This window comes from uncultured Methylobacterium sp. (genome assembly GCF_964244095.1).
Classification (GTDB): Bacteria; Pseudomonadota; Alphaproteobacteria; order Rhizobiales; family Beijerinckiaceae; genus Methylobacterium.
Genome location: NZ_CAXTHR010000165.1, coordinates 1 through 8,817 on the forward strand (window position 1 = coordinate 1; position 8,817 = coordinate 8,817).

General features: G+C 69.4%; 7 protein-coding genes and 1 pseudogene. All 8 read right to left on the reverse strand.

Annotated features, from left to right (window positions below; all coding sequences use genetic code 11):
* The coding region (gene lpdA / locus ACFE86_RS19400; protein ID WP_375456961.1) for a dihydrolipoyl dehydrogenase at positions 1-1,191 on the reverse strand (1,191 nt) is incomplete at its 3' end.
* 73 nt (positions 1,192-1,264) lie between these two features.
* Positions 1,265-2,020, reverse strand: a complete 756-nt coding sequence (locus ACFE86_RS19405) for an SDR family oxidoreductase (RefSeq protein WP_375456962.1) — start codon at positions 2,018-2,020, stop codon at positions 1,265-1,267.
* Positions 2,017-2,340: a pentapeptide repeat-containing protein gene (locus ACFE86_RS19410; RefSeq protein ID WP_375456963.1), complete on the reverse strand. Its 324-nt coding sequence runs from the start codon at positions 2,338-2,340 to the stop codon at positions 2,017-2,019. Before ACFE86_RS19410 ends, ACFE86_RS19405 begins: the two co-directional genes overlap by 4 nt.
* On the reverse strand, positions 2,321-2,731 hold the full coding sequence (locus ACFE86_RS19415; protein ID WP_375456964.1) for a hypothetical protein: 411 nt from the start codon (positions 2,729-2,731) through the stop codon (positions 2,321-2,323). Before ACFE86_RS19415 ends, ACFE86_RS19410 begins: the two co-directional genes overlap by 20 nt.
* Before the next feature lie 31 nt (positions 2,732-2,762).
* On the reverse strand, positions 2,763-4,139 hold the full coding sequence (odhB, locus tag ACFE86_RS19420) for a 2-oxoglutarate dehydrogenase complex dihydrolipoyllysine-residue succinyltransferase (RefSeq protein ID WP_375456965.1): 1,377 nt from the start codon (positions 4,137-4,139) through the stop codon (positions 2,763-2,765).
* Between the two features lie 89 nt (positions 4,140-4,228).
* Positions 4,229-7,228, reverse strand: a complete 3,000-nt coding sequence (locus tag ACFE86_RS19425; protein WP_375456966.1) for a 2-oxoglutarate dehydrogenase E1 component — start codon at positions 7,226-7,228, stop codon at positions 4,229-4,231.
* A 212-nt stretch (positions 7,229-7,440) separates the two neighbouring features.
* Positions 7,441-8,325, reverse strand: coding sequence for a succinate--CoA ligase subunit alpha (sucD, locus tag ACFE86_RS19430; RefSeq protein WP_375456967.1), 885 nt, complete (start codon positions 8,323-8,325; stop codon positions 7,441-7,443).
* Between the two features lie 4 nt (positions 8,326-8,329).
* Positions 8,330-8,817 (reverse strand): annotated as a pseudogene (gene sucC, locus ACFE86_RS19435) (succinate--CoA ligase subunit beta); the annotation flags it as partial.

Below are 8,817 nucleotides of genomic sequence, written 5' to 3' on the forward strand. Positions count from 1 at the left end.
GAAGCCCTCGGTGGTGCCGTTGGCCTTGGCCCGGCCGTTGGCCGTGAACGGGAACTTGCCCGCGTTGTAGGCGGTCCCGTCCTTCTTCAGCTCCTCCTCGGTACGTCCGACCGAGGCGACCTCCGGATACGTGTAGACCACGTTCGGGATCACCGCGTAGTTCACGTGGCCGGCCTGGCCGGCCAGGATCTCGGCCACCGCCACGCCCTCGTCCTCGGCCTTGTGCGCGAGCATCGGCCCGGCGATCACGTCGCCGATGGCGTAGATGCCGGGCACGCTGGTGGCGTAGCGGCTGTCCGTCCGGATGCGGCCCTTCTCGTCGAGGTCGACGCCGACGCCCTCCAGCCCCAGCCCCTCGGTGTAGGGCACGCGGCCGATCGCCACGAGCACCACGTCGGCCGAGAGCGTCTCCGTCTCGCCGCCGGCGGCCGGCTCCACGGTCACGCGGGCGCCCGCCTCGCCGGTCTCGACGCCCGTGACCTTGGTCGAGAGCCGGAAGGCGATGCCCTGCTTGGCCATGATCCGCTGGAACTGCTTGCCGACTTCGCCGTCCATGCCCGGCAGCACCCGGTCGAGGTACTCGACCACCGTCACTTCGGCGCCGAGCCGGCGCCAGACCGAGCCGAGCTCCAGCCCGATCACGCCCGCGCCGATCACCAGCAGCGTCTTGGGCACCTGCGAGAGTTCCAGCGCCCCGGTGGAGGAGACCACGACCTTCTCGTCGATCGCCACGCCCGGCAGGCGGGTGACGTCGGAGCCGGTGGCGACGACGATGTCCTTCGTCTCCAGCATCCGGTTGCCGCCGTCCGTCGCCGTCACCTCGACCCGGCCTACGCCGGCGATCCTGGCCGTGCCGTGGAAGGCCTCGACCTTGTTCTTCTTCAGCAGGAACTCGACGCCCTTGGTGTTGCCGTCGACGCCACCCTGCTTGAAGCCCTGCATCTTCGCCAAGTCGAGCTTCGGCGTGCCGACGTCGATGCCGAGGTCGGGGAAGTGCTTGGTCGCCTCCTCGAACGCCTCGGAGGCGTGCAGCAGCGCCTTCGACGGGATGCAGCCGACGTTGAGGCAGGTGCCGCCATGGGTCGCCCGCTTCTCGACCACCGCGACGCGCAGGCCGAGCTGCGCCGCGCGGATGGCGCAGACGTAGCCGCCGGGGCCGGTGCCGATGACGACGAGATCGTAGGTGCTCATGGCTGTGCTCGTTCCTGATGCGCGTGCGGCGCTCGCCGGAGCGGGCCGCGGAAAGATCGATCGGTTCCGACGCTCAGCGCCCGCCCGACACGTCGAGGATCGCCCCGGTGACGTAGGCGGCCTCCTCCGAGAGAAGCCAGACCACGGGAGCCGCCACCTCCTCGGCGGTTCCCGCTCGCTTCATCGGCACGCCCGGCCCCATCGCGGCGGCCTTGTCCGGCGTGCCGCCGCTGGCGTGGATCTCGGTGTCGATGATGCCCGGCGCCACCGCGTTGACGCGGATGCCCTCGTCGGCGACCTCGCGGGCGAGCCCGACGGTGAAGCTGTCGATCGCCCCCTTCGACGCGGCATAGTCCACGAACTGCCCCGCTCCGCCCAGCCGTGCGGCGATCGAGGAGAGGTTGACGATCGCCCCGCCGCGGCCCCCGGTCCTCGTCGACATGCGCCGCACCGCCTCGCGGGCGCAGAGGAAGCTGCCGACGACGTTGGTCGCCATCATCCGACGGAGGCGTGCCGCGCTCATCTCGGAGACGGGTGCCGGGAGATCGACCACGCCGGCATTGTTGACGAGCGCCGTGACGGTGCCGAGCCGGTCGGCGGCCGCAAACAGCGCGACCACGTCGGCCTCCTGCGCCACGTCGCAGCGCACCGCGACGGCCTTTCCGCCGGCCGCGGCGATCGCGGCGGCGACGCCCTCGGCCGCGCCCGCGTCGGAGACGTAGCCGAGGCAGACGCGAAACCCGCGCCCGGCCGCGAGCAGCGACACGACACGTCCGATGCCACGGCCCCCGCCGGTGACGACCGCGACGGCGTCGTTGAGACCCGTCATGAGGCGGCTTCGACGAAGGGCTTGGCGGCGTCGTGCAGGCGGCTGCGGTCGATGTAGTCCGGCAACAGGGTATGCTCGTCGATGACGGCGCGCGCGAGTTGTTCAACGGTCAGGTTCGTCGCGCCGGTCAGATCCGCGCCGCGCAGGATCGTTCCGACCAGTCGCGCGCCCTGGAAATTGGAGCGTCGAAACAATGCGTTGCTGGCGTCCGCCCCCGACAGTTCGGCATCGCGAAGATCGGCGTTGCTGAGGTCGGTCCGCCTGACGAAGGCGCCGCGAAGGTTCAAAACGGGACGATCCCTAGTCGACAGGCGGGTCATCGGCCGGAATCCTCATGAGCAGCGTTGCCATAATGGCCTGTACGTCGATCGGCGGGGCCGCGTCCTGATAGCCCGTCTGCCTTTCCCGCAGATACGCCTGAAGCAACTCGAAGACCGGGTTCGCAAGATCAGGAAAATCCCGGCCGATCTCCCGAAGAACGTAGATCGCGGCCAGACGCACCTCAAGGCGCTCCTCCCCGAGCTGTCCGGCCGCGCGATTGAACAGTTCCGTGACGTGGGCGCGCCGGGCCAGATCGGCCTGCGCGGCGGCCGAACCCGCCTGCGTCCGCTCGGGCGCGAGCTTCCACCACGCGAGGACGACGCCACCGAATGCCGCCAATGCGAGCCCGACGTTTCGGACGATCTCCGAAAAGAGAACCCAATTCTGCATTCCGTCGCACCCGAGAGCCGGCGCCTGCCGGCTACAGGTCCAGCACCAGCCGCGCCGGGTCCTCCAGCGCCTCCTTGACGCGTACCAGGAAGGTCACCGCCTCCTTCCCGTCCACGATGCGGTGGTCGTAGGACAGCGCCAGATACATCATCGGCCGCGCCTCGATCTTGCCGTGCCGCACCACCGGCCGCTCCTCGATGCGGTGCATCCCCAAGATGCCCGATTGCGGCGCGTTGAGGATCGGCGTCGACATCAGCGAGCCGTAGATGCCGCCGTTGGTGATCGTGAAGGTGCCGCCCTGCATCTCCTCGATCGAGAGCTTGCCGTCCCGCGCCTTGCGCCCGAAGCCGGAGATCGTCTTCTCGATGCCGGCGAGCGAGAGGTCGTCGGCGTTGCGCACCACCGGCACGACGAGGCCCTTGTCGGTGCCGACCGCGATGCCGATGTGGTAGTAGTTCTTGTAGACGAGGTCCTGCCCGTCGATCTCGGCGTTGACGGCCGGCACGTCCTTGAGCGCGCCGATCACCGCCTTGGTGAAGAAGCCCATGAAGCCGAGCTTCGTCCCGTGCTTCTTCTCGAACAGGTCCTTGTACTGGGTGCGCAGCGCCATCACGGCGCCCATGTCGACGTCGTTGAACGTCGTCAGCATCGCCGCGGTGTCCTGCGCGTCCTTGAGGCGGCGGGCGATGGTCTGGCGGAGCTTCGTCATCCGCACGCGCTCCTCGCGCGCGGCGTCGTCGGGCTTGGAGGCCGGGCGCGGCGGGGTCGGGCGGGCGTCCCTGGCGGGTGCCGGTGCGGGCTGAGGCGCACTCTTCTGCGGGTCGCCCTTCCCTTGTGAGTCGCCTTTGGCGATCGCGCCGAGCATGTCGCCCTTGGTGACGCGGCCGTCCTTGCCGGTGCCGTTGAGGCCGGACGGGTCGATGCCCGATTCCCGCGCGAGCTTGCCCACCGCCGGGCCGTTGTCGCCGGCCGGGCGGCTAGCCTGCGGGACCGCATCGTCGCCGTGGTTGCCGTAGCCGGCGGCCGATTCCGCGGCGGGGGCCTCCTCGACCGCCTTGGCGTCGGCGGGGGCGGCCTTCGGCGCCTCGCTGCGGCTCTCGGCCTTGGTCTCGGCGGCCTGCGTCTTCGGCGGCGCGGCCTCCTTCGGCGCGGGTTTGGCGCCGCCGGCGCCGGCCTCGACGATCGAGCCGAGCAGCGCGCCCGGCTCCACCGTCTCGCCGTCCTTGACCAGGATCTCGCCGAGCTCGCCGGCCGCCGGCGCGTTGACCTCGAGCGTCACCTTGTCGGTTTCCAGCTCGACGATCGGCTCGTCGGCGGCGACCGCGTCGCCCGGCTTCTTGAACCAGCGGCCGATGGTGGCCTCGCTGACGGATTCGCCGAGCGTCGGGACGAGGATGTCGGTTGCCATTGCTGTTCACGCCGGATCGGTTGGGCCGTGCGGGACGACCGGAAGTCGGGACGGCGGCACGCGAAGCGCGCCGCCAACTCACACAAAAATCAGACCGCCAGCGCCTCGTTGAGGAACGCCTGGAGCTGCGCCTGATGCTTCGACATCTGCCCGACGGCGGTCGAGGCCGAGGCCGGGCGGCCGACGTAGCGGGCGCGCTTCACGGCGGCGCTCGCCTGCCCCAGCACCCATTCGAGGTAGGGCTCGACGAAGGCCCAGGCCCCCATGTTCTTGGGCTCCTCCTGGCACCACACCACCTCGGCGTTGCGGAAGCGGCCCATCTCGTTGGCGAGCGCCTTGAGCGGGAACGGGTAGAGCTGCTCGACGCGCAGCAGGTAGACGTCGGAGACAGCGCGCTTCTCACGCTCCTCCAGCAGGTCGTAATAGACCTTGCCCGAGCACAGCACGACGCGGCGGATCTTGTCGTCGCGCACCAGCTTCACGCCGGTCTCGTCGCGCTCGGCACCGTCCCACAGGATGCGGTGGAAGCTCGATCCTTCGGCGATCATCTCGATCGACGACACCGCCCGCTTGTGCCGCAGCAGCGACTTCGGCGTCATCAGGATCAGCGGCTTGCGGAAGTCGCGCTTCAACTGGCGCCGCAGGATGTGGAAGTAGTTGGCCGGCGTCGAGCAGTTGGCGACCTGCATGTTGTCCTCAGCGCAGGATTGCAGGTAACGCTCCAGCCGCGCGGAGGAATGCTCCGGCCCCTGGCCCTCGTAGCCGTGCGGCAGCAGCATCACGAGGCCGGACATACGCAGCCACTTGCGCTCGCCCGATGCGATGAACTGGTCGATCACCACCTGCGCACCGTTGGCGAAGTCGCCGAACTGCGCCTCCCACAGCACCAGGGCGTTCGGCTCGGCGGCCGAGTAGCCGTACTCGAAGCCGAGGACCGCCTCTTCCGACAGCATCGAGTTGATGACCTCCAGCGGCGCCTGACCTTCACGGATCGCGTTCAGCGGCGTGAAGCGTTGCTCGTTCTCCTGGTCGATCACCACGGCGTGGCGCTGCGAGAAGGTGCCGCGCTCGACATCCTGGCCTGAGAGCCGGACGCGGTTGCCGTCGATGAGCGTCGCGCCGAAGGCCAGCGCCTCGGCGGTCGCCCAGTCGATGCCGACGCCGGTCTCCACCGCCTTGGCGCGGTTGTCGAGGAATCGCTGGATCGTGCGGTGGAGGTGGAAGCCGGGCGGCGCCTGGGTGATCTTCTGCGCGATCTCGCGCAAGGTCTCGGCCGGCACGCCGGTGCGGCCGCGGCGGGGGTCGTCCACGTCCTCGTGCACCGCCTTGAAGCCGGACCAGCGCCCGTCGAGCCAGTCGGCCTTGTTGGCCTTGTAGGCGCCCGCCACCTCCAGCTCGCTGTCGAGCACTGCCCGGAACTCGGCCTTGCGGGCCTCGAACGCCTCCTGGGTGATGGTGCCGTTCTCGATGAGACGGCGGCCGTAGCTTTCCAGCACCGAGGTGTGCTTGCGGATGCGCTGGTACATCTTCGGCTGGGTGAAGGCCGGCTCGTCGCCCTCGTTGTGGCCGAAGCGGCGGTAGCACAGCATGTCGATCACCACCGGCTTGCCGAACTTCTGCCGGTACTCGACCGCGACCTTGGTCGCGAAGGTGACGGCCTCGGGGTCGTCGCCGTTGCAGTGGAAGATCGGCGCCTCGACCATCTTGGCGAGGTCGGACGGGTAGGGCGAGGAGCGCGAGAAGCGCGGATCGGTGGTGAAGCCGATCTGGTTGTTGATGATGAAGTGGATCGAGCCGCCGGTGCGGTGGCCCTTCAGGCCCGACAGGCCGAGGCACTCGGCGACCACGCCCTGGCCGGCAAACGCCGCGTCGCCGTGGATCAGAAGCGGCATGACGCTGCCGCGCTGGATGTTCGGCTTGGCGCGCTGGTCCTGCTTGGCGCGGACCTTGCCGAGCACCACCGGGTCGACGATCTCGAGGTGCGAGGGATTGGCGGTGAGCGAGAGGTGGACGGTGTTGCCGTCGAAGGCGCGGTCCGAGGACGCGCCGAGGTGGTACTTGACGTCGCCCGAGCCCTCGACCTCGGCCGGCGAGGCCGAGCCGCCCTTGAACTCGTTGAACACCGCCCGGAACGGCTTGGCCATCACGTTGGTGAGCACGTTCAGCCGCCCGCGATGGGCCATGCCGAGCACGATCTCGCGCACGCCGAGCGCGCCGCCGCGCTTGATGATCTGTTCGAGCGCCGGGATCATCGCCTCGGACCCGTCGAGCCCGAAGCGCTTGGTGCCGGTGTATTTGAGGTCGAGGAACCGCTCGAACCCTTCCGCCTCGATGAGCTTGTTCAGGATCGCGCGGCGGCCTTCCGGCGTGAACGAGATCTCCTTGTCCTTGCCCTCGATGCGCTCCTGAATCCACGCCTTCTCCTCGGGATCGGAGATGTGCATGAACTCGACGCCGAGCGTCTGGCAGTAGGTCCGCTCCAGGATCTCGACGATCTCGCGGATGGTGCCGAACTCGAGCCCGAGCACGTTGTCGAGGAAGATCGGCCGGTCCCAGTCGGATTCGAGGAAGCCGTAATGCTGCGGGTGCAGCTCCTCGTGGTCGCCGCGGGGCGCCAGCCCCAGCGGGTCGAGCTTGGCGTGCAGGTGGCCGCGCATGCGGTACGAGCGGATCAGCATGATCGCGCGCACCGAATCCTTGGTCGCCTGCTCCACCGAGACGCCGGCCTTCGCGGTGACCGCGAGGCCGTCGGCGGGCTTGCCGGGCTTGGGCTCGCCCTTTGCCTGCCCCTTGGCCAGGATCCTCTCGCCGACCGCCTTCTCCAGGGTCGCCCAGTTGCCGTCGAGCGCCGAGACGATCTCGCCGTTGGCCGGCACGGGCCAGTTCGGCTTCGTCCAGGAGGCGCCCGCCGCGTTCTTCGCGACCAGGGTCTCGTCCTCGCCGAGCCCCTTGAAGAAGGCCTGCCACGCGGGGTCGACCGAGGCCGGGTTGCGGGCATAGGCCGCCTGCAGGTCCTCGATGTAGGCGGCGTTGCCGCCGTAGAGGAACGAGGTCTCCAGCAGCGCTTCGTTCACGTCCTGGCGTGCCATCGGGCGATCATCCTGTCTTCGGGCGCTCCGCCGCTGCGGGCTGAGCGCGTCATCGCGAGCGGGGAGCCTCGGAGCGAAGGCAGGCTCGGCGAACGCTTGAGATCCTGGCCGCGCCCGCAAGGGCGCGCCTCGTGCTCTCTCATATGGGATCGCGGGCTTGCGTGCACTGCAACACGGCCGCGCGTGGGGTCATCCGCCCGCGGCTGTCACCCTCAGCCCCGGAGCACCTCGACGAGCGTCGAGCCGAGCCGCGCCGGCGAGGGCGAGACGCGGATGCCGGCCGCCTCCATCGCCGCGATCTTATCCTCGGCGCCGCCCTTGCCGCCGGAGATGATCGCGCCGGCATGCCCCATGCGCCGGCCGGGCGGCGCGGTGCGGCCGGCGATGAAGCCGACCATCGGCTTGCTTCGTCCGCGCTTGGCCTCGTCCGCGATGAACTGCGCCGCGTCCTCCTCGGCCGAGCCGCCGATCTCGCCGATCATCACGATCGAGGTGGTCTTCTCGTCGGCCAGGAACATCTCCAGCATGTCGATGAACTCGGTGCCCTTCACCGGGTCGCCGCCGATGCCCACCGCCGTGGTCTGGCCGAGGCCCGCGGTCGAGGTCTGGAACACCGCCTCGTAGGTCAGCGTGCCGGAGCGCGAGACGATGCCGACCGAGCCGGTCTTGAAGATGTTGGCCGGCATGATGCCGATCTTCGATTCGCCCGCCGTGACCACGCCGGGACAGTTCGGCCCGATGAGCCGCGACTTCGAGCCCTCCAGCGCGCGCTTGACCCGCACCATGTCGAGCACCGGAATACCTTCCGTGATGCACACGATCAGCGGCATCCCGGCTTGGATCGCCTCGCAGATCGCATCCGCCGCGCCCGGCGGCGGCACGTAGACGACGCTCGCCGTGGCGCCGGTCGCCTCGCGCGCCTCGGCCACGGTGTCGAACACCGGCAGCCCGAGATGGCTCGCGCCGCCCTTCCCCGGCGAGGTGCCGCCGACCATCTTGGTGCCGTAGGCCAGCGCCTGCTCGGAGTGGAAGGTCCCGTTCTTGCCGGTGAAGCCCTGGCAGATGACTTTCGTGGATGCGTCGATCAGGATGGACATCGGCTCAGCCCTTCTTCACGGCGGCGACGATCTTCTGCGCCGCATCGTCGAGATCGTCGGCGGAGATCACGTTCAGCCCCGAGCCGCCGATGATCGCCTTGCCCTCCTCGACGTTGGTGCCCTCGAGCCGCACGACGAGCGGCACTTCGAGGCCCACGGTCTTGACCGCCGCGATCACGCCGCGGGCGATGACGTCGCACTTCATGATGCCGCCGAAGATGTTGACGAGGATGCCCTTCACCTGCGGGTCGGCGGTGATGATCTTGAAGGCGGCCGTGACCTTCTCCTCGGTGGCGCCGCCGCCGACATCGAGGAAGTTCGCCGGCTCCTCGCCGTAGAGCTTGATGATGTCGAGCGTCGCCATGGCGAGGCCGGCGCCGTTGACCATGCAGCCGATCGTGCCGTCGAGCGCGATGTAGGCGAGATCGTACTTCGACGCCTCGATCTCCTTGGCGTCCTCCTCGGTCTCGTCGCGGAGCGCCAGGATGTCGG